The 18,732-nt window shown below is 59.3% G+C and carries 16 protein-coding genes; 11 read left to right on the forward strand and 5 right to left on the reverse strand.

All coding sequences use genetic code 11. The features are described 5' to 3' along the window. Positions 1–62: 62 nt before the first annotated feature. Positions 63–317, reverse strand: a complete 255-nt coding sequence (locus WFM45_RS12480) for a YkgJ family cysteine cluster protein (protein WP_015378527.1) — start codon at positions 315–317, stop codon at positions 63–65. Between the two features lie 265 nt (positions 318–582). On the opposite strand from WFM45_RS12480, the gene mtr reads away from it, so the two are divergent. After that, the gene (gene mtr, locus WFM45_RS12485; protein WP_336955888.1) at positions 583–1,827 is read left to right on the forward strand and encodes a tryptophan permease; all 1,245 of its coding nucleotides are present in this window, start codon (positions 583–585) and stop codon (positions 1,825–1,827) included. Positions 1,828–1,953: 126 nt separating this feature from the next. After that, positions 1,954–2,526 (forward strand): elongation factor P-like protein YeiP, encoded by a 573-nt coding sequence (gene yeiP / locus WFM45_RS12490; RefSeq protein WP_004935725.1) that lies wholly within the window; start codon positions 1,954–1,956, stop codon positions 2,524–2,526. 42 nt (positions 2,527–2,568) lie between these two features. Here yeiP and uxuA read toward each other — a convergent pair whose 3' ends face one another. Next, positions 2,569–3,759 (reverse strand): mannonate dehydratase, encoded by a 1,191-nt coding sequence (gene uxuA, locus WFM45_RS12495; RefSeq protein ID WP_033632560.1) that lies wholly within the window; start codon positions 3,757–3,759, stop codon positions 2,569–2,571. 292 nt (positions 3,760–4,051) lie between these two features. On the opposite strand from uxuA, the gene WFM45_RS12500 reads away from it, so the two are divergent. Beyond that, on the forward strand, positions 4,052–5,524 hold the full coding sequence (locus WFM45_RS12500) for a mannitol dehydrogenase family protein (RefSeq protein ID WP_336955890.1): 1,473 nt from the start codon (positions 4,052–4,054) through the stop codon (positions 5,522–5,524). Positions 5,525–5,586: 62 nt separating this feature from the next. Here the strand turns inward: WFM45_RS12500 and WFM45_RS12505 are convergent, their stop codons facing one another. Beyond that, positions 5,587–5,895, reverse strand: a complete 309-nt coding sequence (locus WFM45_RS12505; protein ID WP_033632558.1) for a type 1 fimbrial protein — start codon at positions 5,893–5,895, stop codon at positions 5,587–5,589. Positions 5,896–6,213: 318 nt separating this feature from the next. Here WFM45_RS12505 and WFM45_RS12510 point away from each other — a divergent pair, with 318 nt between their 5' ends. The 8 genes from WFM45_RS12510 to yejF all read left to right on the forward strand — a co-directional run bounded on the left by WFM45_RS12510 (position 6,214) and on the right by yejF (position 16,585). Continuing rightward, entirely contained in the window at positions 6,214–7,188 is a 975-nt protein-coding gene (locus WFM45_RS12510; RefSeq protein WP_336955891.1) for a CobW family GTP-binding protein, read from the forward strand. 77 nt (positions 7,189–7,265) lie between these two features. Continuing rightward, a complete protein-coding gene (locus tag WFM45_RS12515) occupies positions 7,266–7,976 on the forward strand; it encodes a phosphatase PAP2 family protein (RefSeq protein ID WP_048324390.1) in 711 nt (236 codons plus the stop codon). Between the two features lie 410 nt (positions 7,977–8,386). Then, positions 8,387–8,962 carry a bifunctional murein DD-endopeptidase/murein LD-carboxypeptidase gene (gene mepS / locus WFM45_RS12520; protein WP_025303553.1) on the forward strand — a complete coding sequence of 192 codons (576 nt, stop codon included), beginning with the start codon at positions 8,387–8,389 and terminating at the stop codon, positions 8,960–8,962. A gap of 412 nt (positions 8,963–9,374) precedes the next feature. After that, positions 9,375–10,961 (forward strand): cyclic di-GMP phosphodiesterase, encoded by a 1,587-nt coding sequence (locus WFM45_RS12525; RefSeq protein ID WP_033632555.1) that lies wholly within the window; start codon positions 9,375–9,377, stop codon positions 10,959–10,961. Between the two features lie 89 nt (positions 10,962–11,050). Then, entirely contained in the window at positions 11,051–12,859 is a 1,809-nt protein-coding gene (locus WFM45_RS12530) for an extracellular solute-binding protein (RefSeq protein ID WP_033632554.1), read from the forward strand. Between the two features lie 9 nt (positions 12,860–12,868). After that, positions 12,869–13,960 carry a microcin C ABC transporter permease YejB gene (locus WFM45_RS12535; protein WP_004935753.1) on the forward strand — a complete coding sequence of 364 codons (1,092 nt, stop codon included), beginning with the start codon at positions 12,869–12,871 and terminating at the stop codon, positions 13,958–13,960. Then, the gene (locus WFM45_RS12540; protein WP_048324427.1) at positions 13,957–14,982 is read left to right on the forward strand and encodes an ABC transporter permease; all 1,026 of its coding nucleotides are present in this window, start codon (positions 13,957–13,959) and stop codon (positions 14,980–14,982) included. Before WFM45_RS12535 ends, WFM45_RS12540 begins: the two co-directional genes overlap by 4 nt. A gap of 1 nt (position 14,983) precedes the next feature. After that, the gene (yejF, locus tag WFM45_RS12545) at positions 14,984–16,585 is read left to right on the forward strand and encodes a microcin C ABC transporter ATP-binding protein YejF (protein ID WP_336955896.1); all 1,602 of its coding nucleotides are present in this window, start codon (positions 14,984–14,986) and stop codon (positions 16,583–16,585) included. Between the two features lie 8 nt (positions 16,586–16,593). Here yejF and WFM45_RS12550 read toward each other — a convergent pair whose 3' ends face one another. Both WFM45_RS12550 and WFM45_RS12555 read right to left on the reverse strand, forming a co-directional pair. Next, positions 16,594–16,938 (reverse strand): YejG family protein, encoded by a 345-nt coding sequence (locus WFM45_RS12550; protein ID WP_004935763.1) that lies wholly within the window; start codon positions 16,936–16,938, stop codon positions 16,594–16,596. A gap of 594 nt (positions 16,939–17,532) precedes the next feature. Continuing rightward, positions 17,533–18,729: a Bcr/CflA family multidrug efflux MFS transporter gene (locus WFM45_RS12555; protein WP_015378537.1), complete on the reverse strand. Its 1,197-nt coding sequence runs from the start codon at positions 18,727–18,729 to the stop codon at positions 17,533–17,535. Positions 18,730–18,732 lie beyond the last annotated feature (3 nt).

Here is an 18,732-nt window from a genome sequence, read left to right on the forward strand (position 1 = left end):
CCGTTCGGGTCGGCTGCGATGGCGGCAGGCGCGACGCTGTGTCTGTGGCGGTTGAAAGACGCTTAAGGCGCGGTGTCCGCTTCCAGTCTGGCGAGGTAGATCAGCGCCTGATCGCGGTGATCGTGGCACATGTCGCGGCTCGGCTGCAGGCTGCCGCACACCTTCGGCCGCAGCGGCGAATGAAACAGGCCGCAGCGCAGCCGTTCATCCAGATGAATGCAGCGGGTATTGGCGGGCTTGCCGTTCGGCATGCCGGGGATCGGGCTGGATATTGACGGCGCGATACAGCAGGCGCCGCAGTCGCTGCGACAGTCCATCAGCGCTACTCCTGGTGGGCTGGGGGGAAAGAAGCGCGACAATAGCAGCCGCACGCGGCCACCGCCAGCAGAATCCCTGCGTCCTCGCGATCTTTACACTCATCGCTCTGCGCCGGCCGGCTGCACCCGATGGCGAATAAACGCCCAGCAAACCTTGATTTAAAGAAAAAAACGCGTGAAACGTGCAATTCCTTCGCTTTACATGCGCCATGCGCCCATGTACCATTGAGCTAGTACAAAAGAACTTCTTCCCTCAGGAGCACGCATGTCTACGGACACCATCCAGAAGCTGGCCCGCCCTTCCGTCCTCGGCGGCGCGATGATCATTGCCGGAACCGCCGTTGGCGCCGGCATGTTTTCCATTCCGATCGTCACTTCCGGTGTCTGGTTCAGCGGCTCCGTCGCGCTGCTGGTGTATACCTGGGCCTGTATGCTGCTGTCCGGCCTGATGATCCTCGAAGCCACGCTGCACTACCCGAGCGGCGCCAGCTTCAACACCATGGTCAAGGATCTGCTGGGCAAAGGCTGGAACGCCGTGAACGGCCTGTCGGTGGCGTTCGTGCTGTACATCCTGACCTACGCCTATATCTCCGCCGGCGGCTCGATCATCGCGCACACGCTGGAGGGCATCGTCGGCGTCGGCCAGACTACCGCCGGCCTGGTGTTCGCGCTGGTGGTGGCGTTTATCGTCTGGCTCTCCACCCGCGCGGTCGATCGCCTGAGCACCATTCTGATCGGCGGCATGGTGATCACCTTCGTGATGTCGGTGGGCGACATGTTCACCCACGTGCAGCCCGCGGTGCTGTTCAACACCGGCGATGATCGGGCCAGCTATCTGCCTTACGCCCTGGCGGCGCTGCCTTACCTGCTGACTTCGTTCGGCTACCACGGCAACATTCCCGGGCTGGTGAAGTACTACCACAAGGACAGTGGCTCCGTGGTGCGCAGCCTGGTGTACGGCACCCTGCTGGCACTGGCGATCTACATCCTGTGGCAGTATGTGATTCAGGGCAATATCGCGCGCGACGCCTTCAAGCAGGTGATCGCCGAGGGCGGCAATATCGGCAGCCTGCTCAAGCAAATGGGCAACGTCTCCAGCAGCCAGACCGTCAGCCAACTGCTGAACGCCTTCTCCTATATGGCGCTGGCCAGCTCGTTCCTCGGCGTGTCGCTGGGCCTGTTCGATTATCTGGCGGACTTCTGCAAGTTCAAGGACGACGCCGTCGGGCGCAGCAAGACCGCGCTGGTGACCTTCGTGCCGCCGACCCTGGCCGCGCTGCTGTTCCCGAACGGTTTCCTGTACGCCATCGGCTTCGCCGGGCTGGCGGCCACCGTCTGGGCGGTGATCGTGCCGGCGCTGATGGCGCGCGCCAGCCGCCGCCGTTATCCGCAGGCCGGTTACCGTGCACCGGGCAGCAACGGCGTGATCCTGTTCGTCATCCTGTTTGGACTGATCAACGCCGCCGCGCATATTCTGTCGCTGTTCGGCCTGCTGCCGGTCTTCCAGTAATCCCCGACGGGAGGGCTGCCGCCCTCCCTTTCCCGCACTGTTTTTGCGCCGGGCTATTGCCTGAAATCGGCGGCGCGAGTACCTTGTCGCAACTTCTCTAATACTCTTCATTGCGGATGAATTGAAATGGCAAGAGCTAACGAAATTAAACGCGGCATGGCGATCAGCTACAACGGCAAGCTGCTGCTGGTAAAAGATATCGACGTGCAGAGCCCGAGCGCCCGCGGCGCCAGCACCCTGTACAAAATGCGCTTCTCCGACGTGCGCACCGGCCTGAAAGTGGAAGAACGCTTCAAGGGCGACGATATCCTGGACACCATTTCCCTGTCGCGCCGCAAGGTGAACTTCTCCTATATCGACGGCGAAGAATACGTGTTCATGGATGACGAAGACTACACCCCGTACATTTTCAAGAAAGACCAGATCGAAGACGAGCTGCTGTTCATTCCAGAAGGTGGCCTGCCGGGTATGCAGGTGCTGACGCTGGATGGCCAGGTGCTGGCGCTGGAGCTGCCGCAGACCGTGGATATGGAAATCGTCGAGACCGCGCCGGGCATTAAAGGCGCTTCCGCCAGCGCCCGCAACAAACCGGCCACCATGGCGACCGGCCTGGTGATCCACGTGCCGGAATACCTCAGCGCCGGCGACAAAATTCGCATTCATATCGCCGAACGCCGCTACATGAGCCGCGCCGACTAGTCGCGCCAGCGGGGCCGATACTCGGCCCCGTTTCATTTTCCGCTACGGCAACTCCGGGAAAAAACGCCGCTTGAGCGCCAGCTCGACGCCGCGCAGCTCCGCCAGCCCTTTCAACCGCCCGATGGCCGAATAGCCCGGATTGGTTTTCTTTTTCAAATCGTCCAGCATCTGATGCCCATGATCGGGGCGCATCGGGATCGGCCGCCGATCGCCCGCCCGCTGCCGACGCAGCTCTTCGGTCAGGATCGCTTCGATCACCGCCACCATGTCCACATCGCCCTGCAGATGCGCCCCCTCGTGGAAGCTTTTCGGGTTTTCCTCGCGGCAGGTGGCGCGCAGGTGGGTAAAGTGAATGCGATCGCCGAAGGTTTCAATCATCCGCACCAGATCGTTGTCGGCGCGCACGCCGTAGGAACCGGTGCACATGGTGAAGCCGTTATGAATGCTGTCGACGGTCTGCTTCAGCCACTGCATGTCTTCGATCGTGGAGACGATGCGCGGCAGGCCGAGGATCGGCCGCGGCGGATCGTCGGGGTGCACCGCCAGCCGGATGCCGGCCTCTTCCGCCACCGGCACGATGGCGCGCAGAAAGACCGCCATGTTTTCGCGCAGCCGCGCCTTGTCGATGCCGTCGTATTCCGCCAGGCGGCGGCGGAACTGCTCCAACGTATAGCCTTCTTCCGCACCCGGCAGCCCGGCGATGATGTTGCCGGTCAGCGTGGCTTTCTCCTCCTCGCTCATGGCGGCGAAATAGGCCGCCGCCTGACTGCGCTCTTGCGCCGTATAGTCCGCCTCGGCGCCGGCGCGCTGCAGGATGTGCAGCTCGAACGCGGCGAAGGCTACCTGGTCGAAACGCAGCGCTTTGGAACCGTCCGGCAGCGGATAGGCCAGATCGGTGCGCGTCCAGTCGAGGATCGGCATGAAGTTGTAGCAAACGGTGTCGATGCCGCAGGCCGCCAGATTGCGCAGTGACTGCTGGTAATTGGCGATGTACCGCCGCCAGTCGCCGCTGTGGGTTTTGATCTCTTCATGTACCGGCACGCTCTCCACCACCGACCACACCAGCCCCTTTTCCGCCAGCAGCGCCTGCCGCGCGCGGATCTCGTCGATCGGCCAGACTTCGCCGTTCGCAATATGGTGCAGCGCCGTGACCACCCCGGTCGCCCCGGCCTGACGCACGTCATCCAAAGAGACCGGATCGTTCGGGCCATACCAACGCCATGTTTGTTCCATGTTGTGTCCTTATGCCTGTCTCGCATCGCGATGTTGTTATACCAGTTTAATTTAGATATCAGCTATCTTTAACTTACTCTTTCGCCGCGCGCTGTCAAAATTGAACCGTTCATTGGTTGATCTGCTTCACGATTCTGGCTTATTTTGGCCTGACCAATTCCCTTAACCTGCCGACAACTTTAGACTGGTGGCAGTTTTTTATCGCCGGCGCCCCGCTGTCCATGCGTCGGCAAACTGGTCTGCTAACTTGACGCAAGTGGCCCGCCAGCTATCTATTCGCTTTGGAGATGAGATGAATACGATCGCCAACACCCCGCTGCCGGGCGCCGTCCGGCAACCGAATTATGATCGCCGGGTCCTGCGCAGCCGTATCGTGCACCTGGGTTTCGGCGCGTTCCACCGCGCGCATCAGGCGCTGCTGACCGATCGGGTGCTGAACGCCCACGGCGGCGACTGGGGCATTTGCGAGATCAGTCTTTCCGGCGGCGTGCCGCTGTTTGAGGCGCTGCGGCAACAGGATCATCTGTACAGCGTGCTGGAGAAAGGCGCGGACGGCAATCAGGCCATCGTGATCGGCGCGGTGCATGAGAGCCTGCACCGCAAACTGGAGGGTATCGCCGCGGTGCTGGAGAAGCTGGCCGAACCGCAGGTGGCGATCGTCTCGATGACCATCACCGAAAAAGGCTACTGCATCGAGCCCGGCAGCGGACGGCTGGACAGACAGCATTCTGGGATCGTCGCCGATCTGGCGTGGCCGCATCAGCCGCAGACCGCGCCCGGCATTTTGGTGGAAGCGTTGCGGCTGCGGCGCGAACGCGACCTGTCCGCCTTCTCCCTGCTTTCCTGCGACAATATTCCGGAGAACGGCCACGTGTTGCGCCGGGCGGTGCTCGATCTGGCGCAGGCGCGGGATCCGTCGCTCGCCGACTGGATCGCCACCGCCGCCACCTTCCCCTGCACCATGGTGGATCGCATCGTGCCGGCCGCCACGCCGGCCACGCTGGATGAGATCGCCGCCGCGCTGGGCGGCGTGCGCGACGAATGCGCCATCGCCTGCGAGCCCTTCATTCAATGGGTGGTGGAAGACAACTTCACCGCCGGACGCCCGGCGTGGGAGTTGGCCGGCGCCCAGTTGGTCAGCGATGTGCTGCCGTTTGAACACATGAAGCTGCGCATGCTGAACGGCAGCCACTCGTTCCTGGCTTACTTAGGCTACCTGGGCGGCTACCGCTATATCAACGAGTGCATGGCGGACGAGCACTACCGCCGCGCCGCCCTGCGGTTGATGCTGGACGAACAGGCGCCAACGCTGAGCGTCACCGGCATCAGCCTGCCCGATTATGCCGCACAGCTTATCGCGCGCTTCAGCAATCCGGCGCTGCAACACCTCACCTGGCAGATCGCCATGGACGGCACGCAGAAGCTGCCGCAGCGGCTGCTGGATGCCGTGCGCTGGCATCTGCGGCACGGCGGCGACTATAGCGGGCTGGCGCTGGGCGTGGCGGGCTGGATGCGTTACGTCGGCGGCGTCGATGACGCCGGTGAGCCGATCGACATTCGCGATCCGCTGGCAGACGTGCTGCAGCAGACGATCGCCGCCACAACGGACGATCGACGGCGCGTAGCGGCGCTGTTGGCGTTGAAATCGGTATTCGGCGAAACGCTGGCGGCGCATGCGGCGTTTAGCGAAGCGGTGACGCAAGCCTATTTATCGCTGCGCGATCGCGGCGCGCGTGAAACGGTGAAGGAATGGGTGATGCGGTGAGGAGCCTGCAGGGCCGAGAATAACCATGCCGGCGTAACGTTACGCCGGCATGGCGGAACGACTTAACGATAAACGACCGTCATAACAGCGAGTTTCTTCTGTTGGTCTACCCACTTCATTTCGGTTGTGCCTAGATTTAGCGGAAGTTCTTTGCGTGTAGTATCAAAACCTGACAACGCTTGCTGGGCCTGATAACGCTGGCCGTTGCGGTAACATTGCGTATTCGCCTTAGAATCTGCAATATTGACCGTGCAAGGACTTTCAACGATAGAACCGACGAAGCGAATTACCCCGCCGGCCACTCCTGCCTGACTCACTGCCGTCCATGAAAACAACATTCCTACGATCAAAAATAACCGAAAGGTATTCATGGCAACCTCATTTTTAGTTAAGCCAATTTAACCATAGAGGATCTTGTTAGGAATAATCGCAAGGAAAGGGACGAGATTTGATCGTTAATCTCGTCATTAACAATGTAAAAACAAGCTACTAACAAAAGTTAACCGCATCTAATACAGGGTTTTATCTAAGAATTTTCTTGTTATAAACGGTGGATTTTGTCGGTTGAAAAGCGCATGGTGACGTGCAAAATTTGCGAGATAGAGCACAAATTAAATCGCGGCCGTTTCACCGACACGGCTGCGTAACTCATTTATTAAGCAGGTTAATTTTTGCGCCAGGAATTATTAATGACTAAAACCAATTTGATTACCGGTTTCCTCGGCAGCGGCAAAACCACCACTATCCGCCATTTGCTGGCTCATAAGCCCGAACATGAACGCTGGGCGGTATTGGTCAATGAATTCGGCGAGATCGGCATCGACGGCGCGCTGCTGGCGGACAGCGGCGCGGTGCTCAAAGAGATCCCCGGTGGCTGCATGTGCTGCGTCAACGGCCTGCCGATGCAGGTGGGCTTGAATATGCTGTTGCAGCAGGCCAAACCGGATCGGCTGCTGATCGAGCCGACCGGGCTCGGGCATCCGAAACAAATCCTGTCGCTGCTGACCCAGGAGAGCTATGCCGGCTGGATCGATCTGCAGGCCACCCTGTGCCTGCTGGATGCCCGCCAGCTCAGCCAGCCCCGCTACCGCGACAACGAAAACTTCCGCGATCAGCTGGCCGCGGCCGACATTATTTTGGCCAGCAAAAGCGATGCCTACCGGCCGGAAGACTGGCTGGCGCTGGAGGCCTGGAAGGCGCAAGACCCGCTGCAGCGGCCCTGCTACGCCATCGCGCAAGGCGAAGCGGATGTCGCGCTGTTGTCACTTCCGCGCACGAATCGTACAGAATTGCCGGACGCGCAGCATCATCATGGTCAGGCGAAAAAGCAGGGGCTGGCGGCGCTGCGGCTGCCAGAGCACGCCCGCTGGCGGCGAGCGTTGAATGAAGGGCAAGGCTTCACCAGCTGCGGCTGGATTTTTGACGGCGATACCCGGTTCGACACCGTCGGCTTCATGGAATGGGTGCGACTCGCGCCGGTCGAACGCGCCAAAGGCGTGGTACGCATCCCCGAAGGCACATTGCTGATCAATCGTCAGGGGCAGGATCTCAACATCGAAACCCGCCCGGTCGCGCCGCTCGACAGCCGAATTGAGCTTATCCACAGCGAAAATGTCGATTGGAATGCCCTGCAATCCGCCTTGTTTAAGATTCGTTTAAGTTAAACCCCGTACCGTTGCCCCCCGGATGCCGCAGGGCTGCCGGGTTTTATTTCGTTTTCATTTTTCCAACAGGTTATGTCATGACACGCCGCAATTTACCCCTCATTCTCTTCTTCAACTTACTGGGCGTTGCGCTGTTTCTGTCCTGGTTCCTGCCGGCCAATCACGGCGGCTGGTTTACCCTGGATTCGGCGATTTTCTTCTTCTTTAACCGCCATCTGGCCACCGACCCGGCGTTTTTACACCTGGTCGCCATCACCAACAACCGCGCGTTCGATGTGATTTCGCTGCTCGCCATGGGGCTGCTGTATCTGTACTTTTATCTGAAGCAGGACGCCGCAGGCCGCCGCCGTCTGGTGATCACCGGCGTGGTGATGCTGCTGACCGCCGTGGTGCTGAACCAGCTTGGCCACCTGCTGCCGGTGAAACATCCAAGCCCCACCCTGACCTTTGACAATATCCATCGCGTCAGCGAGCTGACCGGCATCCCCACCAAGGACGCTTCCAGCGACAGCTTCCCCGGCGACCACGGCATGATGCTGATTATTTTTTCCTGCTTTATGCTGCGCTATTTCGGCCGCGGCGCCTTCGCCGTCGCCCTGCTGATTACGTTGGTCTTCTCATTGCCGCGCGTGATGATTGGCGCCCACTGGTTTACCGATATCGCCGTCGGCTCATTGTCCGTGGTGCTGGTTGGCGCCAGCTGGGTGCTGATGACGCCTTGCAGCGACTGGATCGTCGATCGGTTGAATCGCCTGTTGCCCGGTAAGCACCGCCCCGGCCAACCATAATTTGTGTCTATGACTCATGCCGGGAGGCTTACGCCTCCCGCCCTCTTCCCCTCGCCGCGCGCAAAAATTTCCCCACCGTTCGTTAACGCTTTTGCAACCTGATTTCACGCCAGATTCATACATCGGACAATTGGCGTTTTTTATATGAAGATTTACATTATGTTACATCACAAATTCATATAAAAAAGACGGGAAAAAGGCTCGCAATCCCCTATTGGTTCCGGTAATCTCAGATGCGTTTGTGCCTGGTTTAAGTCGAATCAGTATGAAATCCGATAAAAATGTGCGTTCTCGCACGTTTTCAACGGTAACTGGTTGTCGATGCAACAGGTGCGGACTAGGCTCGTTTCGTTTGGCATTTTTCAGGTAGCGACTTTCGTCGTTAAGGACTTCAAGGGAAAACAACAACAATGGTCAAATCTCAACCGTTTCTGAGATATTTTTTGCGGGTAGTCCCTGCAATTGCCGCTGCGGTTATGCTGTCAGCGTGCAGCTCGACTCACACTTCGAACTTGAATAACGCACAAACTGAGATGCGTGCAGTTAATGACAAAGACGGTCTTTTACTGCAAGCCTCTCAGGATGAATTCGAAGCGATGGTCCGCAACGTTGACGTCAAGTCAAAGATTATGGATCAGTATGCGGATTGGAAAGGCGTTCGCTACCGCTTAGGCGGTGACACCAAGCGCGGCATTGATTGCTCGGCGTTTGTACAGCGCACCTTCCGCGAACAGTTCGGCATGGATTTACCGCGTTCGACCTATGAACAGGAAGATCTCGGCAAGAAAATTCAGCGCACCAAGCTGCGCGCCGGCGATTTGGTGCTGTTCCGCGCCGGTTCTACCGGGCGCCATGTCGGCATCTATTTAGGCAACGATCAGTTCGTTCACGCCTCCACCAGCAGTGGAGTCATGATTTCCAAGCTGACCGATAACTATTGGAATAAACGTTATCGAGAAGCGCGCCGGGTGCTGACCAACGGTTAACGGCGCAACGCCCTGAAGATCCTGAATACCAAACGAGCGATAAGCGCCGCCCACGGGCGGCGTTTTTTTTGGTTGTCGAACAGGTATCATCAAAATTGATCCCTGCCTTATCGTCACCTTTCCCTGCTTAACGCCGCCGCACGCCATTATTTTGATAAACTGTTGGCAGGAAATCGCCCCGTCGAGGAAAAACTCGCCTATTATCGTCAGATGACGGCAACGGCGCCCCGGCGTTATTTAAAACGTTTCCGCTGATATTATGCGCATGATATTTCTGTCGGCGACGCCGCATATTTAAATGGCGCCGCCGGTTGGTACGGGATAAAAAGGCAAAAATGAAAAAAAAGCCGTTGGCACAATCCATTAACTGGCTGCGCGACACGCCTGACGCCCGGTTGCAGAGGACTCGGTTATGGGCTTGAAAAGAGCTTTCGCCCGCAGCGTGTCTCACCGACAACGCAGCCTGGCTAAAAGCGGTGTCGCCGCCCTGGTATTTTTTACGCTATTCACCGCGGTCACGCTTTCTTTGATCAACCACCAGCGCACGCAATATCAACATAAGGTCGAAGCGCGCACGCAAAAGTTCACGCTGGGTTATATCTCGCATCTGACGGCGGTGATGCGGCAAATGATGCCGCTGCTGGACAAGCCTTGCCTCTCCAGCCAGTCGGATATTACCTACCAGGCGGCCTTTACCAGCGGCGTGCGCACCTTCCTGTTGGTGAAGGACGGCTACGCCTATTGCTCCTCCGCCACGGGCGACATGATGTTGCCGATGAAAAATATCTACCAGGATATCGACTGGGATCTGCCTCTGGATCTCAAGCTGCAGCAGGGTACGCCGATGGTGCCAAATAAACCGGCGGTTGCGGTTTGGCTGCGACATCCCGGCGAAAAGGCCACCGGCATCCTCGCTACGCTGGACATCGATCTGATGCCCTACCTGCTGTTCACCTCGCACGACGAACAGGCGCCGGGCATCGCCATCGTGATGGGCAACCGCGCGCTGACCACTTTCAGCCCGAACCTGATGCCGGTCAATCAGCTACCGAAGGGCAAGGCGGATACCCTGACGCTGCCCAATCTGCCGCTGACCATCCTGTTCTACAACGAGAAACTGACTCCCAACGACATTCGCCTGACGCTGCTGGGCAGCCTGGTGCTGTCATTGATGACCGGCGTACTCTGCTACTACATGCTGCTGCTGCGGCAAAGCCCGGAACGCGCGCTGCTGCGCGGCATCAAGCGCAACGAGTTCTTTATCGAATACCAGCCGGTGTTCCATACCGACAGCAACAGCATCGGCGGGCTGGAAGCGCTGATCCGCTGGCAGCATCCGATCGAGGGCCGCATCCCGCCCGATGTCTTTATCCCCTACGCCGAAAGCAACGGGCTGATCGTGCCGCTTACCCGCCACCTGTTCAGGCTGATCGCCGAAGATGCGCCACAGCTCGCCAAAGCGCTGCCACGGGGAGGTAAAGTCGGCCTCAACATTTCCCCCGCCCACCTTAGCGCACCGTCGTTTCACCAGGACGTGTATGAATTGTTGACGCAGCTGCCGGGCGATTACTTTACGCTGGTGTTTGAAATCACCGAACGCGGCATGGTGGAAGAAGAGAGCGCGCTGGCGGAGTTTGACTGGCTGCACAAACAGGGCATCGAGATCGCGGTGGACGATTTCGGCACCGGGCACAGCGCGCTTATTTATCTTGAGCGCTTCACCATGGATTATCTGAAGATTGACCGTGGTTTCGTCAACACCATCGGCCAGGACACGGTCACCGCGCCGGTGCTGGATGCGGTGATCTCGTTGGCGAAAAAGCTGAAAATGCTGACGGTGGCCGAAGGCGTGGAAACCGCCGAGCAGATGCAGTTTCTGCAAGAACACGGCGTCAACTTCATGCAGGGGTACTACTTCAGCAAGCCGCTGAGCATCGATGATTTCGTCGCTTACTGCAATGCTCATCAGGTCTTTGATTATCAGGAAAAAAATAGTTAACCTTTAAGCATCTTTACCCTGCGCCCGCCCGAAGAATGTTATGCTGGGCGCAGGTTGTACTTTATTCCACAGCAGGAGCTTACCGTCTGATGTCCGTGCGCATTTTCGCTGCTCTGGTGCTCTCGGCACTGAGCTTCGGTCTGCGGGCCGAAGCCCTCAACGAAAGCTACGCTTTCGCCCTTCTCGGTGAACCGAAATACGCCACCGACTTCAGCCATTTTGACTACGTCAACCCGGCGGCGCCCAAGGGCGGCGACGTGCGACTGGCGGCCATCGGCACCTACGACAACTTCAACCGCTTCGCTACCCGCGGCGTGCCCGGCGAGCGCACGATGGAGCTGTACGATACGCTGTTCACCAACTCCGACGACGAACCCGGCAGCTATTACCCGCTGATTGCCGAATCGGCCCGTTTCCCGGCCGACATGCGCTGGATGGAATTGGATATCAACGCCCGCGCCCGCTTCCAGGACGGCAGCCCGATCACCGCCGCCGACGTGGCCTTTACTTTCAATAAATTCATGACCGAAGGCGTGCCGCAGTTTCGCTCCTATTACAAAGGCGTCACGGTCAAGGCCATTTCCCGGCTGACGGTGCGCATCGAGCTGCCTAAGGCGAACCGTGAGCAAATCCTCAGCCTGCTCAGCCTGCGCGTATTGCCGGAAAGCTTCTGGAAAAACCATAAGCTCAACGAACCGCTCAGCACCCCGCCGCTCGCCAGCGGCCCGTATAAAATCGGCGATTACCGCCTCGGCCAGTACATCACCTATCAGCGGGTGCGCGACTACTGGGCCGCCAATCTGCCGGTGAACCGCGGCCGCTACAACTTCGACAGCATTCGCTACGATTATTATCTGGACGATAAGGTATCGCTGGAAGCCTTCAAGGCCGGCGCCTACGATTTCCGCATCGAGCCGTCGCCCAAAAGCTGGGCCACCCAATATCAGGGCGGCAACTTCGCGCGCAACTACATCATCAAGCAGGACGAGACCAACCAGGCGGCTCAGAATACCCGCTGGCTGGCGTTCAATCTGCAAAAACCGCTGTTCGCCGATCGTCGGGTACGGGAAGCAATCGGCCTGGCTTTCGATTTTAACTGGATGAACAAGGCGCTGTATTACAACGCCTATCAGCGCGCCGACAGCTATTTCCAAAACACCGCCTACGCCGCCCGCGGCTACCCGGACGCCGCTGAACTGGCCTTGCTGGCACCGCTCAAGGGCCAGATACCGCCGGAGGTATTTACCAGCATCTACCAACCGCCCTCCTCCGACGGCAGCGGCAACGATCGACAAAACCTGCTGAAGGCGACCCAACTGCTGAAAGAAGCCGGTTGGGTGGTCAAAAATCAAAAGCTGGTCAACGCCAAAACCGGCCAGCCGTTCACCTTTGAACTGATGCTGCTGAGCGGCAGCAACTTCCAGTACGTGCTGCCGTTCCGCCACAACCTGCAGCGGTTGGGCATCGAGATGCAAATCCGCGAGATTGACGCCTCACAGTACACCCGCCGCATGCGCGAGCGCGATTTCGACATGATGTCGACGGTGTATATGGCGATGCCGTTCCCCAGCGCCGATCTGCAAATTCTGTGGGATTCGCAGTACATCGATTCCAGCTATAACACCCCAGGCGTCAAAGATCCGGCGGTCGACAGCCTGGTCAGGCAAATCGCCGCCCATCAGGGCGACGAAAACGCCCTGTTGCCGCTCGGCCGCGCGCTGGACCGGGTGCTGACCTGGAACAACTACATGCTGCCGATGTGGTACTCCAACCACGACCGCTACGCCTATTGGGACAAGTTCTCCACGCCGTCGATCCGCCCGGCCTATGCGATCGGCTTCGACAACTGGTGGTACGACGTCAACAAGGCGGCGCGCTTACCGGCTCAGCGGCAATAAGGAGTCGGAATGGCGGCCTATCTGATACGCAGACTGTTATTGGTGATCCCCACGCTGTGGGCGATCATCACCATCAACTTTTTTATCGTGCAAATCGCCCCCGGCGGTCCGGTCGATCAGGCCATCGCCGCCATTGAGCTGGGGCACGGCAGCGGGTTTGGCAGCGGCGGTGTCGGCGAAGGCCTGGGCCACGCCCGGACGGGCATCGCGGCTGGCGACGGCCAATATCGCGGTTCGCGCGGCCTGGATCCGGAGGTGATCGCCGAGATCACTAAGCGTTACGGCTTCGACAAACCGCTGCACGAGCGCTACTTCACCATGCTGTGGAACTATATGCGCTTCGACTTCGGCGACAGCCTGTTTCGCGGCGCTTCGGTGATGCAGCTGATCGGCCAGAGCCTGCCGGTCTCCATCACGCTGGGCCTCTGGAGCACGCTGATCATCTATCTGGTGTCGATCCCGCTCGGCATCCGCAAGGCCGTCCACAACGGCAGCGCGTTCGATACCTGGAGCAGCACGCTGATTATCATCGGCTACGCCATTCCGGCTTTTCTGTTCGCCATTCTGATGATCGTGCTGTTCGCCGGCGGCAGCTACCTGGACTGGTTCCCGCTGCGCGGCCTGGTATCGAGCAACTTCGACACCCTCTCATGGCCGGCGAAGATCGCCGACTACCTGTGGCACATCACCCTGCCGGTGCTGGCGACGGTGATCGGCGGTTTCGCCACCCTGACCATGCTGACCAAGAACTCATTCCTCGACGAGATCCGCAAACAGTACGTCACCACCGCCCGCGCCAAGGGGCTGGACGAGAAAAAAATCCTCTACCGCCACGTGTTCCGCAACGCCATGCTGCTGGTGATCGCCGGTTTTCCGGCCACCTTTATCAGCATGTTCTTCACCGGCTCGCTGCTGATTGAAGTGATGTTCTCGCTCAACGGCCTGGGGCTGCTGGGTTACGACGCCACGCTGCAGCGCGACTACCCGGTGATGTTCGGCACGCTGTATATCTTCACCCTGATCGGCCTGCTGTTGAATATCCTCAGCGATATCACCTACACCCTGGTCGATCCGCGCATTGACTTCGAGGCCCGCCAATGAGCCGCCTTAGCCCGATCAACCAGGCGCGCTGGGCGCGTTTTCGCCGCAATCGCCGCGGCTACTGGTCGCTGTGGATCTTTTTGGTGCTGTTCACCCTGAGCCTGGCCGCCGATCTGATCGCCAACGACAAACCGCTGTTGGTGCGTTATGAAGGCCGGTTGTACCTGCCGTTTATGATTAGCTACAGCGAAACCGCCTTCGGCGGCGAACTGAATACCGAAGCCGACTATCAGGATCCGTTCGTGCAGCGGCAGATCGAACGGCACGGCTGGGCGGTCTGGGCACCGGTCCGCTTCAGTTACGACACCATCAACTTCGCCACTGAGGTGCCCTTCCCTTCGCCGCCTTCGCGGCACAACCTGCTGGGCACCGACAGCAACGGCGGCGACGTGCTGGCTCGGGTGCTGTACGGTTTTCGCATTTCGATGTTGTTCGGTCTGGCGCTGACGCTGTTTTCCAGCCTGATCGGCGTGTGCGTCGGCGCGACGCAGGGGTATTACGGCGGGCGTTTCGATCTGTGGGGACAGCGCTTTATCGAAGTGTGGTCGGGCATGCCGACGCTGTTTCTGATCATTCTGCTGTCGAGCATCGTCCAGCCCAATTTCTGGTGGCTGCTCGGCATCACCATCCTGTTCGGCTGGATGAGCCTGGTGGGCGTGGTGCGCGCCGAATTCCTGCGCACCCGCAATTTTGACTATATCCGCGCCGCGCGCGCCATGGGCGTGCCGGATCGGGTAATCATGTCCCGCCATATGCTGCCCAACGCCATGGTGGCGACGCTGACCTTCCTGCCGTTTATCCTCTGCGGCTCGATCACCACCCTGACGTCGCTCGATTTCCTCGGTTTCGGTCTGCCGATAGGCTCGCCGTCGCTCGGTGAATTGCTGCTGCAAGGCAAAAACAATCTGCAGGCGCCGTGGCTCGGCATCACCGCCTTCCTGGTATTGGCAGTGCTGCTGTCGTTATTAATCTTTATCGGCGAAGCGGTGCGCGACGCCTTTGACCCCAGCAAGGCGCATTGATATGGCCACTCCTTTGCTCGCTATTCAGGATCTCAGCATCGCCTTCCGTCAGGGCGACACCGTCACGCCGGTGGTCAACGAACTCTCGCTACAAATAGCGCCGGCGGAAACGCTGGCGCTGGTAGGGGAATCCGGCTCCGGTAAAAGCGTCACCGCCCTGTCGATACTGCGTCTGCTGCCCGCGCCGCCGGTGGTTTACCCTGCCGGCGATATTCTGTTCAACGGCGAGTCGTTGCTGCATGCGCCGGAGACTGACCTGCGCAAGGTGCGCGGCAATCAGATCGCGATGATCTTTCAGGAACCGATGGTGTCGCTTAACCCACTGCACACCATCGAGAAACAGCTGGCGGAAGTGCTGATGCTGCACCGCGGCCTGCGGCGCGAAGCCGCGCGCGCAGAGATCGTCGAATGCCTGAAGCGCGTCGGCATCCGTCAGGCCAAAAACCGGCTGCAGGACTATCCGCACCAGCTGTCCGGCGGCGAACGCCAGCGGGTAATGATCGCCATGGCGGTGTTGACCCGCCCGAAACTGCTGATCGCCGACGAACCCACCACCGCGCTCGACGTGACTATCCAGGCGCAGATCCTGACGCTGCTGCAAGAATTGAAGCAGGAGATGGGCATGGGGTTGCTGTTCATCACCCATAATCTGAATATCGTGCGCCGCCTGGCAGACAACGTGGCGGTGATGCGCCAGGGGCGCTGCGTAGAGCAAAACGGCCGCGCGCAGCTGTTCAGCCGGCCGCAACATCCCTACACACAGCAGCTGCTGGCCGCCGAAGACGTCGGTGAGCCGCTGCCGCTGCCCACCGCGCGCCCCGGCGATGAGCGGCCGCTGCTCAAGGTGGAAGATCTGCAGGTGCGCTTCCCCATCCGGCGCGGCCTGCTGCGCCGCACGGTGGATTATCACTATGCATTGAAATCATTGAGTTTCGAGCTGCGCGCCGGGGAAAGCGTGGGGCTGGTGGGCGAATCCGGCTCGGGTAAAAGCACCACCGGGCTTGCGTTGTTGCGTCTGCTGGCCTCGCAGGGCGCCATCTGGTTCGACGGCGAACCACTGCACCCGCTCACGATGAAGCAGATGCTGCCCTACCGCAGCCGAATGCAAATCGTCTTCCAGGATCCTTATTCCGCCCTGAATCCGCGCCTGAACGTGCAGCAGATCATCGCCGAGGGGCTGGAAGTGCACCAGCGGCTTAGCGCCGAGCAGCGGGAACAACGCGTGATCGAGGTGTTGCGGGAAGTTGGCCTGGATCCGCAGCTTCGCCACCGCTATCCCACCGAGTTTTCCGGCGGCCAGCGCCAGCGTATCGCCATCGCGCGCGCGCTGATCCTGCAACCGCAGCTGCTGATCCTCGACGAGCCGACCTCTTCACTGGATAAATCGGTGCAGGCGCAGATCCTGACGCTGCTGAAATCGCTGCAGCAACGCCACCGGTTGGCTTATCTGTTCATCAGCCATGACCTGCAGGTGGTGCGTTCGCTATGTCACCAGGTCATCGTACTGCGACAGGGGGAAGTGGTTGAACAGGGAGACTGCCGGGCGATTTTCGCGGCGCCCGCAGCCGACTATACCCGTCAACTGCTGCAGTTGGCGGATTAGCGGCGAATTCAGAAGGGGTATTGCGCGCTGAGTGGTTCGGCGATCGCGGCACCGACGTTTTTCAGGCGGCACATGGTGGCGCTCTCGTCGCTGCGCTGCACGAACAGGCAAGGTTCCCCTTCCCATTCGACGATCGCACAGTCGACCTGAATCTCCTGCAGCGACAGATTGAGCTGTTGCATGACCTGCCAGGCCTCGGCCCCTTCATGGCTGAGCAGCTTCAGCCCAATCAGGTTGTTATCTTCGTCTATTCCGTTAAACGGAATCGGTTCGACCTTCACGCCGGTGAAACCGGATAGCCAACGATAACTTTGCGGCAAGCGATGCACTACCGAAAGTTGGATACTCTCCACATGAAATCCCTAGTTTGAAAAGGTGAAACACTTTTACCTGACAGGGTTACTAAGTTATAGCCGTTGACTCCCGACTCTGCCGCGCACAAATGTTATTTAAATGTAAATTTTGCCGCAAGCCATTAACCTGACCCCGTGCTTGCCGATGCCGTGCCACTTTTTGGCGCGCCGTGCGGTGTTATTTCACGGCATTTTGCGACTCAGCTCGCATTTTTGCGTTATATGTAACCCTTTCCCGCAGCGATCTCAACTCTTTTTTCTTGCAATGCGACTACTTTTTCGTCGCCATATTTTTACAATGAAGAAACATCTCACCCGTCACGTTAGCGCTGCCACCGCTGCTAATACCTTGATTTACATCAATCCTAATACAAATCCCCCGCGCGGCTCAGCCGACAGCGCGCCGCGCCTCCCGGGGAATATTGGGCGGCACGGCGGCGGAATTTTTTAACAAAAAGCACACAGGTGAGAAAGTGGCCAATTAATTAGCTTGCGTATATTTAGCAACAAATTTTTCATTGCCGGTTGCACCCTGAAATGGCAGGGCGCAACCCCGTGACGATACGGAGCGACACGCCCCGAATCGGGAGAACGTCAGGCTGCGCGATCGCGCGGCCGGCTGGCGTAAACATAGAACAGCACCGCCACGATGCTGCACAGCGCCATCGAGGTGACCATTGGCCAAGCGCTTTTGCCCGGCGCCATCGACAGCACCGCCCCCACCAGCGCACCGATGCTGAAGCGCAACGTGCCGGCCAGGGAAGAAGCGGTGCCCGCCATATGCGGAAAATCATCCAGGATCACCGCCATGGCGTTGGAGGAGATCATCGCGATGCACCCCAGATAGACCGCAACGCCGATCACCAGCGCCCAGAAGCCCAGGCCCACGGTGCTCACCGCCATTAGCCACAGCCCCATCGCCAGCTGTACCAGCAGCCCCAGCTTGAACATCTTGACCGCGCCGAAGCGCCGCACGTTGCGGCTGTTGATCAGCGTCGTCAGGAACAGGAAGACGATGTTCAGCGCAAAATAGTAACCGAAATGCTGCGGCGAAACGTGGTTCAGTTCGATGTAGACGAACGGCCCGGCGCTGAGGAACGAGAACATGCCCGCAAACGAGAAGGCGCTGGCCAACATGTAACTCAGCACCCGCTTATGGCGGAACAGCGAACCGAAGTTGCCCAGCGTGGTGCGCAGGTGGAACCGCTGGCGCCGCTCTTTCGGCAGCGTCTCCTTGATGAACAAGGCTACCAGCAGCGAACCGATCAGCGCCGCAGCGCCCATGGTCCAGAAGATGGCGTGCCAGCTGAACCACAGCAGCAGCGCACCGCCGATCATCGGCGCCAGCAGCGGCGCAATGGTCATCACCAGAATGACGAACGACATCATGCGCGAGAACTCATCCTTGGTGAACATATCGCGCATCAGGGCGTTGATCACCACGCTGGCGGCGGCCGCCGCCAAACCGTGCAGGAAACGCAGCCCAATCAGTTGATCAATCGACTGCGCCATGGCACAGGCGCAGCCGGCGATGGCGAAGATCAGCGTTCCCCACAGGATCACCGGCTTGCGGCCGATGCTGTCCGACATCGGCCCATAGAACAGCTGCCCGAAGGCAAAGCCGAGCATATAGGCGCTGAGCGTCATCTGCACGCTGCCGGACTCGACGCCAAACTGGGCAGCGATCACCGGCATACTGGGCAGGTACATGTCGATGGCCAACGGCATCAACATGGACAACAGGCCCAGAATGAAAATCAAACCGAGATGAGAGGTTCGGTTCTGTTGCACGTT

Origin of the sequence: Serratia sp. KG1D (assembly GCF_037150675.1) — a bacterium.
GTDB lineage: Bacteria > Pseudomonadota > Gammaproteobacteria > Enterobacterales > Enterobacteriaceae > Serratia > Serratia nematodiphila.